General features: G+C 66.3%; 10 protein-coding genes. All 10 read right to left on the bottom strand.

The window, feature by feature from the left end:
• Window positions 1-4: 4 nt before the first annotated feature.
• The 10 genes from pnp to metK all read right to left on the bottom strand — a co-directional run bounded on the left by pnp (window position 5) and on the right by metK (window position 12,533).
• Entirely contained in the window at window positions 5-2,197 is a 2,193-nt protein-coding gene (pnp, locus tag IT540_RS10325) for a polyribonucleotide nucleotidyltransferase (RefSeq protein ID WP_291176829.1), read from the bottom strand.
• Between the two features lie 171 nt (window positions 2,198-2,368).
• Entirely contained in the window at window positions 2,369-2,638 is a 270-nt protein-coding gene (rpsO, locus tag IT540_RS10320; RefSeq protein WP_291176826.1) for a 30S ribosomal protein S15, read from the bottom strand.
• A 258-nt stretch (window positions 2,639-2,896) separates the two neighbouring features.
• On the bottom strand, window positions 2,897-3,811 hold the full coding sequence (gene truB, locus IT540_RS10315; RefSeq protein ID WP_291176823.1) for a tRNA pseudouridine(55) synthase TruB: 915 nt from the start codon (window positions 3,809-3,811) through the stop codon (window positions 2,897-2,899).
• Window positions 3,812-3,913: 102 nt separating this feature from the next.
• Window positions 3,914-4,312, bottom strand: coding sequence for a 30S ribosome-binding factor RbfA (rbfA, locus tag IT540_RS10310; RefSeq protein ID WP_291176820.1), 399 nt, complete (start codon window positions 4,310-4,312; stop codon window positions 3,914-3,916).
• 167 nt (window positions 4,313-4,479) lie between these two features.
• Window positions 4,480-7,176, bottom strand: coding sequence for a translation initiation factor IF-2 (gene infB / locus IT540_RS10305; RefSeq protein WP_291176817.1), 2,697 nt, complete (start codon window positions 7,174-7,176; stop codon window positions 4,480-4,482).
• 10 nt (window positions 7,177-7,186) lie between these two features.
• Window positions 7,187-7,879, bottom strand: a complete 693-nt coding sequence (locus IT540_RS10300; RefSeq protein WP_291176814.1) for an RNA-binding protein — start codon at window positions 7,877-7,879, stop codon at window positions 7,187-7,189.
• 42 nt (window positions 7,880-7,921) lie between these two features.
• Window positions 7,922-9,574 carry a transcription termination factor NusA gene (nusA, locus tag IT540_RS10295; RefSeq protein ID WP_291176811.1) on the bottom strand — a complete coding sequence of 551 codons (1,653 nt, stop codon included), beginning with the start codon at window positions 9,572-9,574 and terminating at the stop codon, window positions 7,922-7,924.
• A 2-nt stretch (window positions 9,575-9,576) separates the two neighbouring features.
• Complete coding sequence (rimP, locus tag IT540_RS10290) at window positions 9,577-10,203, bottom strand: ribosome maturation factor RimP (protein WP_291176808.1); 627 nt, start codon at window positions 10,201-10,203, stop codon at window positions 9,577-9,579.
• Window positions 10,204-10,404: 201 nt separating this feature from the next.
• Window positions 10,405-11,118 carry a tRNA (guanine(46)-N(7))-methyltransferase TrmB gene (locus IT540_RS10285; RefSeq protein WP_291176805.1) on the bottom strand — a complete coding sequence of 238 codons (714 nt, stop codon included), beginning with the start codon at window positions 11,116-11,118 and terminating at the stop codon, window positions 10,405-10,407.
• 212 nt (window positions 11,119-11,330) lie between these two features.
• Window positions 11,331-12,533 carry a methionine adenosyltransferase gene (metK, locus tag IT540_RS10280; RefSeq protein ID WP_291176801.1) on the bottom strand — a complete coding sequence of 401 codons (1,203 nt, stop codon included), beginning with the start codon at window positions 12,531-12,533 and terminating at the stop codon, window positions 11,331-11,333.
• Between the last annotated feature and the right edge of the window lies 1 nt (window position 12,534).

The raw sequence follows: 12,534 nt of genomic DNA, 5'->3' as shown, positions 1-12,534 counted from the left end.
CCGGCTATTCGCGGCGGCGGCGCCCACCACCCTCGCGCTCGCGCCGCGGCGGACGCTCGGCCGAGAACACCTCCTCCGGCTCGCCCTCGGCACGCGGGATCTCCTGACCCGTCGCCTGATCGACGATCTTCATCGACAGACGCACCTTGCCGCGATCGTCGAAACCCAGGAGCTTCACGAACACCTCCTGGCCCTCCTTCACCACCTCGCCGACCGTCTGCGGACGGCCCTGGGTGAGCTGCGAGATGTGCACGAGACCGTCCTTGGCACCGAAGAAGTTCACGAACGCGCCGAACTCCATGATCTTCACGACCTTGCCCTTGTAGATCTGCCCGACCTCGGGCTCGGACGTGATTCCCTTGATGCGCGCCAGCGCCTTCTCGATGCTCTCGCGGTTGGCAGACGCGATCTTCACCGTGCCGTCGTCGTCAATGTCGATCTTGGCCCCGCTCTCCTCGACGATGGAGCGGATCACCGAGCCGCCCGAGCCGATCACCTCGCGGATCTTATCGGTCGGGATCTTGATCGTCTCGATGCGCGGTGCGTACTCGCCGAGCTCCTCGCGGGCGCCTGTGAGCGCCTTCGCCATCTCGCCGAGGATATGCAGGCGCCCCTTATTCGCCTGCGCCAAGGCGACCTTCATGATCTCCTCTGTGATGCCGGTGATCTTGATGTCCATCTGTAGCGCAGTGACGCCGTTGGTCGTGCCCGCCACCTTGAAGTCCATGTCGCCGAGATGGTCCTCGTCGCCCAGGATGTCGGACAGCACGGCGAAATCGTCACCCTCCTTGATGAGGCCCATGGCGATGCCGGCAACCGGCGACTTCAGCGGAACGCCGGCGTCCATGAGGGCGAGCGACGTGCCGCAGACGGTCGCCATCGACGACGAGCCGTTGCTTTCGGTGATCTCGGACACCACGCGCAGCGTGTAAGGGAACTCGTCGGACTTGGGCAGCAATGGGCGCACGGCACGCCAGGCAAGCTTGCCGTGGCCGATCTCGCGCCGGCCCGGCGAGCCCATGCGGCCCGTCTCGCCGACCGAGTAGGGCGGGAAATTGTAGTGGAGCAGAAAGCGCTCCTTCTTGGTGCCCTCGAGGCTGTCGACGTACTGCTCGTCCTCTCCCGTGCCGAGCGTGGCCACGACGAGCGCCTGCGTCTCGCCGCGCGTGAACAGGGCCGAGCCGTGCGTACGCGGCAGCACGTGCACTTCCGACAGGATCGGGCGCACCGTCTCGAGGTCGCGGCCGTCGATGCGCCGCTTCGTCTTGAGCACGTCGCCACGCATGATCTCCATCTCGAGCGCCTTGAAGGCGTCGGTCAGCAGCACCTTCTCGGCCGGATCGTCAACGGGGATCTCGATGCCCTCGAAAACCTTCTTCTTGGCTTCCGCACAGAGATCCTGACGCTTCCCTTTCTCCCTGGTCGAGAAGGCCGTCTTGAGCAGATCTCCGGCGATGGCCGCAACCTGGGATTTGTACTTGTCCTTGTCGGGGATCTGGATGTCCCACGGCTCCTTGGCCGCCTTCTCCGCGAGCTTGATGATGGCCTGGATGACGGGCTGCATGTGCTTGTGGCCGAACATCACGGTCTCGAGCATGAGCGCCTCGGGCAGTTCCTTGGCCTCGCTCTCGACCATCATCACAGCGTCATGCGTGCCGGCGATGACGAGATCGAGCGAGCTCTCGACCATCTCGTCGATCATCGGATTCAGCACCGGCTCGCCGCCGATCACGCCGACGCGCGCGGCACCGATGGGTCCGAGGAACGGCAGGCCCGACAGCGTCAGCGCGGCAGAGGCTGCGACCATGCCGACGATCTCCGGATCGTTCTCAAGGTCATGGCTGAGAACGGTGACGACGACCTGCACCTCGTTCTTGAAGCCCTCGACGAACAGCGGGCGGATCGGGCGGTCGATGAGGCGCGAGGTCAGCGTCTCCTTCTCGGTGGGCCGTCCCTCGCGCTTGAAGTAGCCGCCAGGGATCTTGCCAGCGGCGTAGGTGCGCTCCTGATAGTTGACCGTGAGCGGGAAGAAATCGATGCCCGGCTTCGGGCTCTTGGCGCCGACGACCGTCGCCAGCACGCTGGTCTCGCCGTATTGCGCATCGACGGCGGCGTCCGCCTGGCGGGCCATGTGCCCGGTTTCGAGCTTGAGCGTGCGTCCGCCCCACTCAATTTCCACGCGATGAATATCGAACATGTGCGTTCTTTCGTTCTATCTCTGTTTCATGTCTCTTTGATGCGCGGCTTCCTTAGCACGAATGCCCGCGGCGCCGCGAACCCAAATGGTCGGCGGCGCCCCGTCTGTCCTCACATTCGCAAGGGTCCGAAGCCGGACAACTTTGCCGTCGCCAACTGGGACTGGCGCCCGTTAGCGGCGGATTCCGAGCTTCTCGATGATCTTCTGGTAGCGCGCTTCGTCCTTGCGCTTCACGTAGTCCAGAAGCTGACGGCGCTGGCTGACCATTTTGAGCAGGCCGCGACGCGAGTGATTGTCCTTCTTGTGCGTCTTGAAATGCTCGGTGAGGCCGTTGATGCGCTCGGTGAGGATCGCGACCTGCACCTCTGGCGAGCCGGTATCGTTCGCCTTGGTGGCATTGTCCTTGATGAGCTTGGACTTGGCTTCCGTCGTAAGCGACATCGGGTCCTCCTTTGAGGTTGGAGGGCCAGCCGCGCGAGTGGCGGGCCGGCCAGGAACGGCCATGGCCGGGATGTCGTCCAGCCAGGTCGCAAACGAAAACACCGTCCGCACCGCGAGGGCGCGAACGGAATGGCGCTTTATACACATTCACAAGGGCGGCGCGAGCGAAAAATTACATTAATGCGATCAAAGAGTTGCATCCGTGCCGGAGGCACGCCCGAGCAAGCAGCCCCGCAGGCGAAGCGCCCGGCCCGACATCTACCCAAAATTGAACACCCGCGTCGGGTGCAGGGCGCCCTTCTCGATCTCGCCCAGCGCCACGATCCGGCCCTTGGACATGGCATAGGCGGCGCCACCCAGTATGGGCGCGTCGCGCCCGCGGATCAGGATGCTGCGCCCCTGCGCGAGGTCGGCCGCGTCCGACGGGCTGACGTTGAGCTCAAGAATATCGCCCAGCGCCGTCTCGACCGGCTGCAGGAACGACGTGAGATCCTCTCCCGCCTTGGCCGCATCCTCGATCTCGCCGAGACCCACGGCCTCGTCCTCGCTGAACGGCCCCACGCGGGTTCGTCTCAGTGCGATCACATGTCCACGACAGCCGAGCGCACGGCCCATGTCGCGCGCAATGGCGCGCACATAGGTTCCCCTGCCGCAGCGTGCCTCGAACATGGCCGTGTCGGCATCCGGCACGTCGATGAGGCGCAATTCGTCGATCACCACCGGCCGCGCTTCGAGCACAACGTCCTCACCGTCGCGCGCCAGCGCGTAGGCCCGCTCACCATCCACTTTGACAGCGGAAAACTGAGGGGGAACCTGCAGGATCTCGCCGATGAACTGCGGCAGGAGCGCCTCGATGTCGGCAACGGTCGGCCGGCCATCGCCTGTTGCCACCACCTCGCCTTCCGCGTCGTCGGTCGCGGTCTCCGCACCCCAGCGCACCGTGAAGCGATAGACCTTCTCCCCCTCGACCGCGAACGGCACCGTCTTCGTCGCCTCACCGAAAGCGATCGGCAGGATACCGGTGGCCAGCGGATCGAGCGTGCCGGCATGACCGACCTTCTGCGCGAAGTAGAGCCGCTTCAGGATGCCGACCGCGCGCGTGGACGTCATCTCGAACGGCTTGTCGAGCACCAGCCAGCCATGAACCGGATTGCCTTTCTTGCGTCGTGCCATCTTGATCTTTCTGGACTTACAGCCAACCGCTCCGTCGCCCCCGCTCTCGGGTGCAAGAGCTCCTCGGCCGGGATGACAGGAGGCGGTGGCCCGCGCTGACCCTCACCCCTTCTCCACGTCGCGGCGCACCTTCTCGCTGTGGAGCAGCCGGTCGATGCGCGAAACCTCCTCGAACGTCTCGTCCTCGCGGAAGCGAACCTCGGGTGCAACGCGGAGGTCGACCGCATGCGAGACCTCGCCGCGAATGAACTTGCTGTTGCGCATCAGCGCCGCGAGCACGATCTCGGTGTCCTTGCCGCCGAGCGGCATCACGTAGGCCGTTGCCACTCGAAGGTCCGGCGACATGCGCACCTCCGAGATCGTCACCACATGCGACGCGAGAACGTCGTCGTAGATCTCGCCGCGCGCCAGCATCTCAGCGAGCTTGTGACGGATCAGCTCGCCAACGCGCAACTGCCGCTGCGACGGCCCCTTCGCCTGATGGGATTTCTTTCTGGACATCTTGTCTTGATCCTACCGGGATCGGACCGGCACGAGGCCAACGCCTCGAAGGGGAACGGAACTCGGCTGCGTAGCAGCCGGGGAGCAAAGCGACCCGCGGCAAGCCGCGCCCCCGCGGAGGGCGCCCCGTTCGCCTCTTGGCGAACGGTATCAGCGCCCGTGAGCGCTTAGAGACTCCTTTGGATCGTCTCCACCTGGAAGCACTCGATCTCGTCGCCTTCGCGGATGTCCTGGTAGTTGGCGAACGCCATGCCGCACTCCTGTCCGGCTGGCACTTCTTTGACATCGTCCTTGAAGCGCTTGAGCATCGAGAGCGTACCCTCGTGAATGACGACCTTGTCGCGCAGGAGCCGCACCTTGGCGCCCCGCTCGACCTTGCCGTCCGTCACCACGCAGCCCGCGACCTTGCCGACATTCGAGATGTTGAACACCTGCTTGATCGTCGCGTAGCCGAGGAAGTTCTCGCGTACGGTCGGCGCCAGCAGGCCCGACATGGCTGCCTTCACGTCATCCACGAGATCGTAGATGATGCTGTAGTAGCGGATCTCAATGCCCTGAGCGTCCGCCGCCTGCTTCGCCTGCGCGTTGGCACGCACGTTGAAGCCGACGACAACCGCTTTCGATGCTCCGGCCAGCGCCACATCGGATTCCGTGATGCCGCCGACGCCCGAATGCACGACCCGCGCCTCGACCTCGTCCGTCCCGAGCTTCTTCAATGCGCCCTGGATGGCCTCGACGGAGCCCTGGACGTCACCCTTGATGAGAAGCGTGAAGTCCTTTTTGCCCGCAGCGTCCTTCAGCGTCTGCATCATTTGCTCGAGCGTGCGCGGCGTGCCTGCCGAGCCCAGCGTCTCGCGGCGCTTCCTGATGCGGTAGTCGGTGATCTCGCGGGCCCGCTGCTCGTTCTCGACAACAGCGATCTGGTCGCCCGCTTCCGGTGCCGAGTCGAAGCCCAGCACCTCGACCGGCACCGAGGGACCGGCCTCCGCCACGTTCTTCCCCTGGTCATCGATAAGGGCGCGTACGCGGCCCCACGCCATGCCGGCAACGACGATGTCGCCCACATGCAGCGTGCCGCGCTGCACCAGCACCGTGCCCACCGGGCCGCGCCCGCGCTCGAGCTTCGCCTCGATGACGATGCCCTCCGCCGACCGGTCCGGATTGGCCTTGAGGTCGAGAACCTCGGCCTGCAGTTGGATCGTCTCGAGCAGCTTGTCGAGGTTGGTGCCCTTCAGCGCCGAGACCGGCACCTCGAGCGTCTCGCCGCCCATGCTCTCGACAACGATCTCGTGCGAGAGCAAATCGGTCTGCACCCGCTTCGGGTCCGCCTGCGGCTTGTCGATCTTGTTGATGGCGACGATGATCGGCACGTTCGCCGCTTTGGCGTGATTGATCGCCTCGACCGTCTGCGGCATCACGCCGTCGTCGGCCGCCACCACGAGCACCACGATGTCCGTCACCTTCGCGCCGCGGGCACGCATGGCGGTGAACGCGGCGTGGCCCGGCGTGTCGATGAACGTCACCTTCGAGCCCGACGGCGTCGTCACCTGATAGGCACCGATGTGCTGCGTGATGCCGCCGGCTTCGCCCGACACCACGTTGGTTTTGCGGATGGCGTCCAGCAGCGACGTCTTGCCGTGATCGACGTGGCCCATGATGGTGACCACCGGCGCGCGCGGCCGCTGCTCGGCCTCGGCGTCCTTCTCGCCGATGAACCCGGACTCGACGTCGGCCTCGGAAACGCGCTTCGCCGTGTGGCCGAACTCGGTGACGATCAACTCCGCCGTGTCCGCATCGATCACGTCGGTGATCTTGTGCATGGCGCCTTCCTTCATCAGGAACTTGATGAGGTCGACGGCCCGCTCCGTCATGCGGTTGGAAAGCTCCTGGATGGTGATGGCCTCGGGAATGACCACCTCGCGCACGATCTTGTCGCGCGGCTGCTGGATTCCCATCGCCTTCAGCTTCTCGCGCTCGCGCTTGCGCTTGAGGGACGCCAGCGACCGCTCGCGCTGCTGCTCGTCGAGCGCGTTGTTGATGGTGAGCTTGCCGCGCTCGCGCTTCTCGTCGGTGACCGGCGCCTTGACCGGCACGCGCACGAGCTTGCCGCCACGCTTGATGGCGCGGCTCTCCTCGTCGTCCGACGTCTCCACGGCCGCCGGGCGCGCGCGTACCTCCTTGACGATCTTGGTCACCTCGCCGGTACCGCGGTCGGCGGCCGGAGGAGCACCCGCCGGACGGGGCAGTTCGATCTGCTTCGGACGTCCGCCTTCGCGCGGCGCAAACCGCGTATCGAGGCTGGCTGGCGGGCGGCGTGCGCCACCAGGACGCACGGCAGCGCCGTCGGAAGCCGGACGCGCGTGAGGGCGCTCGGCAACCGGCGCCGGCCGCGTGGCTTCAGCCGCAGCCGGCGAAGGAGCAGGCTCGGCCGCAGGCCCAGCGGAGGCCGCTGCCGCAGGCGCATCCGCCGGCGCGGCGGCACTGGCTTCGCGCTGCTGATCGGCCCGTTCCGCGTCCTCGATCGCCTGGCGGCGCGCGTTGGCCAATGCGCGCATGCGGGCATCGCGCTCTTCCGGCCGCAGAAGATCGGCCTTGCCGGGCTCGGAGCGCGTCTCGGTGCGAACCGGCGCTTTGGCGGGCGCCTTCGTCTCGACCTTCGGCGCAGCCATCGCAGGGGCCGCCTCGGCCGGTGCTCCCGGAGCCGTGAGCTTGCGCGTCTTGCGCTTCTCCACCACGACGGACTTCGAGCGCCCATGACTGAAGCTCTGCCGGACGTGGCCCGATTCAACGGTGCGCTGGAGCGAGAGCGGCTTGCGACCGCCCCCGGTCAACGTCTTGTCGGCAGTATCCTTGGTTTCGCTCATGCGATATCCGTTAAACCTCTAGATCTTGAGCACTTTCCGGCCCGTTGGGTGTCCCACCGGAAGCAGCGGAGCCCGACCGATAGCGGTCGAGCCGCTCGGCCTCTAGCATGAACCGCTCGGCGGCTCCGCCATGTATGAGGGCAGCATGTACCACATTTGACCGCCCCATGGCCAAGCTCAATTGTTCTGTAGATAGACTGGTTACCAGGGCCTGCTCACGCCCCCTGGCACGTGCAACTGCAGCAAATTTTCTGGCGAGCTTCTCGCGGCCGCTCTCTGCTGCGTCGGCGGCCTGGACCAGCACCACGGCCGCGCCCGTCTCGATCAGCGCGTCGACCTGCTGAAACCCCGCCGTCACGAGCCCGGCCTTGTTGGCCAGCGCCAGGGCTTCGAGTACGCGCTTCTCGATCAACCGTTCGACCTGCTCGGGAAGCGCGGGATCGGCCTTGACGGCCCGCTTGAGGCTCCTGGCAAAGACGTTGGCGCGGACGGCCTGGGCGACCACGGACTTTTCCGCCTTGACCCAGACGCCGCGCCCCGGCAGCCGCCTGGCGAGGTCCGGCACGATGACGCCGCCCGGATCGGCGACGAAGCGGATCAGGCAGGCAGGGTCCAGCGCCTCCCGCGTAGCCGCGCAGAGACGCTTGCCGCCGGTGTCGGCGGCAAGCTCGGCGTCATCGAACGGCTTGCGGCGGTCAGCCAATGCCTCGAAACCTCCAAAGCTCTTTCACGCAGCGTCACGGCCTTAAGCTTCCGACGCCGGCGCCGAAACATCCGAGCCCTCTGCGGCCTCGGGCTCGGCATCCTCCTCGGGCGGCGGCGCAAGGTCCTCGGCCGTGATCCACCCGGCGAGCACGCGCGCCGCCATGATCAGGTCCTCGGCCTCCTTGCGGCCCACTTCGAAGCCTTCGAGCACGCCTTTGTGGCGCACCGGCTCCACGTCCTTGTCCTTCGACCGCTCGGTCCACCCGACGAGATCGTCGGTGGCGCAGTCCGCAAGATCCTCGAGCGTCTTGATTCCGTGCTCGCCGAACGCGACCAACATCGCCGTCGTCACGCCCTCGACCTTCGTGAGATCGTCGGAGACACCGAGCTCACGCCGGCGCGCATCGCGCTCCGCCTCGATCTTCTCGAGGTATTCGCGCGCTCGCGTCTGGATCTCGCTCGCCGTATTCTCGTCGAAGCCCTCGATATGCGCGATCTCCGAGAGATCGACGTAGGCGACCTCCTCGACCGAGGCAAAGCCCTCGGTGACCAGAAGCTGCGCGATCACCTCGTCCACGTCGAGCGAATCCATGAACACCTGGCTGCGCTCCGCGAACTCCTTCTGGCGCCGCTCGCTCTCCTCCTGCTCGGTCAGGATGTCGATGTCCCAGCCGGTGAGCTGCGAGGCGAGGCGCACGTTCTGGCCGCGCCGGCCGATGGCGAGCGAGAGCTGGCTCTCGGGCACAACGACTTCGATGCGGTTCGAGTCCTCATCGAGCACGACCTTGGAAACCTCCGCCGGCGCCAGCGCATTGACGATGAAGCTCGCCGCATCCGGATTCCACTGGATGATGTCGACCTTCTCGCCCTGCAGCTCGTTGACCACGGCCTGCACGCGAGCGCCGCGCATGCCGACGCACGCACCCACCGGATCGATCGAGCTGTCGCGGCTGATCACCGCGATCTTAGCGCGGGACCCCGGATCGCGCGCCACCGACTTGATCTCGACGACGCCGTCGTAGATCTCCGGCACCTCCTGCGCGAATAGCTTGCTCATGAACTCGGGCCTGGCGCGAGAGAGGAAGATTTGCGGGCCGCGCTGCTCGCGGCGCACGTCGTAGATGTAGGCGCGGATGCGATCGCCGTAGCGCACATTCTCGCGCGGGATCATCTCGTCGCGCCGGATGATGCCCTCGGCACGCCCCAGGTCGACGATGACATTGCCGTACTCGGCGCGCTTCACCGTGCCGTTCACGATCTCGCCGACGCGATCCTTGTATTCGCCGAACTGCCGGTCGCGCTCCGCCTCGCGCACCTTCTGTACGATCACCTGCTTGGCATTCTGCGCGGCGACGCGGCCGAAGTCCAAGGGCGGCAGCGCCTCCGCGATGAGGTCGCCGACCTTGGCGTCGGCGTTGCGGCGCTTGGCATCCTCGACCGTGATCTGCGTGGCCTCGTTCTCGACCTCATCGACCACAGCCAGCACGCGCGAGAGCCGCGTCTCGCCCGTCTTGGGATCGATCTCGCAGCGGATATCGTTCTCGGCTCCGTAGCGCGACTTCGCGGCCGTCTGGATCGCGTCCTCCCTGGCCTGGATGACGATCTTGCGGTCGATCGTTTTCTCGCGCGCGACGGCATCTGCAATCTGCAGAAGCTCGAGCCTGTTGGCGCTGATGCCTGCTACGCCTGCCATCGTCAGAGACCCTCCACGTCGTCGGTCTTCAAATCCTCGGGATCGGCTTCCGCGCCGTCCCCGAGCTGTCCTTTGCCCTTGGCCTTGGCCCGGCTCAAGGCTTCTCGAATGAGCTCGTCCGTCAGCACGAGCCGCGCGCTGGCGATCAGCGCCACGGCGAGCCCGATGATCTTGTGGCCGTCCTCGCCGAGATCGGCCTCGATCAGCACCTCGCCGTCTTCAAAGCCTTCGAGGCGCCCGCGAAAGCGGCGCCGCCCGTCGATGGGCGCCTTGAGCTCGATCTTCGCCTCCGAGCCGGCCCAATCCACGAAATCGGAGGGCCTGACCAGCGGCCGGTCGATCCCCGGCGACGATACCTCGAGCCGATAGCTGTCGGCCACGACGTCCGCCACGTCGAGCACCGGCGAAACGGCCTTCGACACCTGCTCGCAGTCGTCGATGGTCATCGAGCCGTCCGGCCGCTCGGCCATGATCTGCACCGTCTTGCCGTCCCGCCCCGATATTTCGATACGCACGAGCCGAAATCCAAGACCGTCGAGCACCGGCTCGACGAGCTGGGCGACATCCGATGCAAGACCGGTCTCCTGGATGAAGCGGTCGCCCGGGGCAACCTCGTTCGCGCTTTGCATGCCGATTTGTTTCCGGCGGCCGTTCCGGCTGCCAAAACAAAAAGAGCGAGCCCTTGAGGGGCCCACTCTCAGAGTTGAGATGATCATGAGCAAACGAACAATACGTGACTGTGACAGTCCTGGCAAGCGTATTTGCTCGGTTTTTCACCGCGCGGCTGCCGAGCCCGCCGGCAAAGCTTGCGAAACGCACAGCGACCGGGCCTAGCCTCGGATAAACCGAAAGAAATAGCAGCGCCGCCCCTCCCGGCCGGCCTTTGCCTCGTAGCGCGTCTCGGGCCAGTCGGGCGGGCGCACCCGCCAATCGGCCGGCCCCTCCGCCGTCCAGCGGAACGCAGGCGTCTGCGCCACCGCCCTGAGCGCAGTGCGCGCATAGTCACCGATGTCCGTCGCGAGCCTGAGCTCCGCCCCCGGCACCATCACCCGCGCCAGGAGGTTGAGAAGGTCGACCGAGAACAAACGCCGTTTCTGGTGGCGTTTCTTGGGCCAAGGATCGGGGAAGAGCATGAACACGCGCGAGACGGACCGCTCCGGCAGCCACCGGATGAGCGGGCGCACGTCGTCGCAATGCAGCCGCACATTGCCAAGCCCGCCGTCCTCGATCGCGGCCAGCGCCTTGACCACGCCTTCCTCGAACGGCTCGCATCCGATCAGGCCCACGCCGAGGTTCTCGCGCGCCTGCCACATGAGATGCTCCGCGCCGCCGAATCCGATCTCGAGCCACACGGCAGACGTGCCCGGCGGAAACAGGCTGGCGAGATTGGAGGGCGACGGCTGCGAAAGGTCGACGCCGACGCGCGGCAGCAGCTCGGCGAGCAGCCGCTCCTGGCGCGCACTGAGCTTGCGTCCCCGGCGCCGCCCGAACGAGCGGATCTCGAGGGAGTGCCATGCTTCGGATTTGCCGTCTGCCGGATCCACGTCGGGCCCGTCCGGTATCGTTGCAAGGTTGACCCGTGCGGCACCCTCACCCGCCGCTCGGGCTTGTACCCTCGCGTCGACCTCTCCCCACCGGGGAGAGAGGCGAAGTGGGAGCGCGTCTCGTTTACCTCTCCCCGGTGGGGAGAGGTCGACGCGATCGGAGGATAGCGTCCGGGTGAGGGGGCGCCGCGCGCTCCAACCAGTGTAATCGATCAGACCGCCTTCTGGATCGCGTCGGTGAGGTCGAGCCGCTCCCAGGAGAACCCGCCGTCGTTGTCCGGCCGGCGTCCGAAATGGCCGTAGGCCGAGGTGCGCGCATAGATCGGCCGGTTGAGGTCGAGCTGCTGGCGAATGCCGCGCGGCGTGAGGTCCATGGCCTTGCCGACGGCACCCTCGATCGCCGCCTCGTCCACCTTGCCGGTGCCGTGCGTATCGACATAGATCGACAATGGCCGCGCAACGCCGATGGCGTACGAGAGCTGGATCGTGCAGCGGTCGGCGAGCCCGGCCGCGACGACGTTCTTGGCCAGATACCGCGCCGCATAAGCCGCCGAGCGGTCAACCTTGGTCGGATCCTTGCCCGAAAAGGCGCCGCCGCCGTGGGGTGCTGCGCCGCCATAGGTATCGACGATGATCTTGCGGCCCGTGAGGCCGGTGTCCCCGTCCGGCCCGCCGATGTAGAACTTGCCGGTCGGGTTGATGTGCCAAATCGTGTCCTTGCCGATCCAGCCCTCGGGGAGCGCCGCGCGCACGTAGGGCTCGACGATGTCGCGCACGTCCTTGGACGTGAGATCCTCGACCACGTGCTGGTGCGAGACCACGATCTGTGTGACGCCGACCGGCTTGCCGCCTTCGTAGCGCACCGTCACCTGGCTCTTCGAGTCGGGGCCGAGCTTCGCCGCATCCCCGCTCTTCGTCTTGCGCGCCCGCGCCAGATCCTCGAGGATCTTGTGCGCGTAGTAGATCGGCGCCGGCATCAGTTCAGGAGTCTCGCGGCAGGCATAGCCGAACATGATGCCCTGATCGCCCGCGCCCTCCTCCTGGTTGGCCGGCTGCTTGGCATCGACGCCCTGCGCGATGTCGGCGGACTGCCCGTGCAGCAGCACCTCGATATTGCAGTTCGCCCAGTGGAAGCCCGCCTGCTCGTAGCCGATATCGCGGATGGCGGTGCGCGCGATGTCCTCGATCTTGGCAACCGTCACGGCGCGCGGGCCGCGATACTCGCCGGCGATGATGACCCGATTGGTAGTGGCCATCGTCTCGCAGGCCGCGCGGATCGCCCACGGGTCGAGCCCTTCCTCGATGCCCTCGCGGAAGAAGGCATCGACCACCTCGTCCGAAATGCGGTCGCAGACTTTGTCCGGGTGTCCTTCGGAAACCGATTCACTCGTGAACAAATATGACTGTCGTGCCACC

Origin of the sequence: Hyphomicrobium sp. (assembly GCF_020852195.1) — a bacterium.
In the GTDB taxonomy this organism is placed as follows: Bacteria; Pseudomonadota; Alphaproteobacteria; order Rhizobiales; family Hyphomicrobiaceae; genus Hyphomicrobium_C.
The sequence above is the reverse complement of the archived record's forward strand: the minus strand, read 5'-3'. Positions and strand labels throughout refer to the sequence as shown.

What these genes read in the sequence shown, in the direction of transcription:
- pnp (WP_291176829.1), bottom strand. Translation starts at nt 2,197, where the DNA reads ATGTTCGATATTCATCGCGTGGAAATTGAGTGGGGCGGACGCACGCTC.
- rpsO (WP_291176826.1), bottom strand. Translation starts at nt 2,638, where the DNA reads ATGTCGCTTACGACGGAAGCCAAGTCCAAGCTCATCAAGGACAATGCC.
- truB (WP_291176823.1), bottom strand. Translation starts at nt 3,811, where the DNA reads ATGGCACGACGCAAGAAAGGCAATCCGGTTCATGGCTGGCTGGTGCTC.
- rimP (WP_291176808.1), bottom strand. Translation starts at nt 10,203, where the DNA reads ATGCAAAGCGCGAACGAGGTTGCCCCGGGCGACCGCTTCATCCAGGAG.
- infB (WP_291176817.1), bottom strand. Translation starts at nt 7,176, where the DNA reads ATGAGCGAAACCAAGGATACTGCCGACAAGACGTTGACCGGGGGCGGT.
- nusA (WP_291176811.1), bottom strand. Translation starts at nt 9,574, where the DNA reads ATGGCAGGCGTAGCAGGCATCAGCGCCAACAGGCTCGAGCTTCTGCAG.
- rbfA (WP_291176820.1), bottom strand. Translation starts at nt 4,312, where the DNA reads ATGTCCAGAAAGAAATCCCATCAGGCGAAGGGGCCGTCGCAGCGGCAG.